Annotated in this window: 1 protein-coding gene; it reads right to left on the reverse strand. The window is 38.7% G+C overall.

Translation table 11 applies throughout. From position 1 onward, the window contains the following. Positions 1-625, reverse strand: a 625-nt coding sequence (locus QTO00_RS20580) for an ankyrin repeat domain-containing protein (RefSeq protein WP_331426389.1), incomplete at both ends; no start/stop codon positions are given.

A 625-nucleotide genomic window follows, 5' to 3' on the forward strand; every position in this document is an offset into this window, starting at 1 on the left:
AAAGTAATCTGCCGCTTGTAAAAAACCACTCCACGCAGCAATCATTAGTGGTGTATTACCAGCATTCTTACCTCCACTCCCATAGTCAAGATCAGCCCCGTTTTCGACCAACAACTTTATTATTTCGATTTTTTTAATCTGTGTTGCGTGATGGATAGCTGAGAATCGGTATTTGTGCTTATCCCTCACATCAAGATTGATTTCTTTTAGTGTGAGAAGGTATTTGAGCATCGGTAGGTCACGATTTCGTACAGCACAAATCAATGGTGTTAAGCCACTATCAGGACTATGAAAATTGACATCAACGCCCTGCATATCAAAATCCATAGCTTCTTGAAGTTTCTTTCCTTTAACTAAAGAACCGAACTCAATGGAGCGCACAACATCATAATCGTTGTCTGCGGTATGGAACTTCTCTATGTACATATTAGGGGTTATTGCTGTGAGATTTCTTGGCTCTCTAGTCAAGAACTGAAAATAGATATCATCACTTAGCAAGTACACATCATCGTAAGGGCAAGCTTTCGATCTCTTAATTGCCGCATCAGCGATCTTTTCATCATTGTTTCCATCTGTTTTGATGCTTTTTTCTATACAGAATTTTTCTTTCTTCTCAGTAATGGAT

The organism is Vibrio sp. M260118, assembly GCF_036533755.1.
Taxonomy (GTDB): domain Bacteria; phylum Pseudomonadota; class Gammaproteobacteria; order Enterobacterales; family Vibrionaceae; genus Vibrio.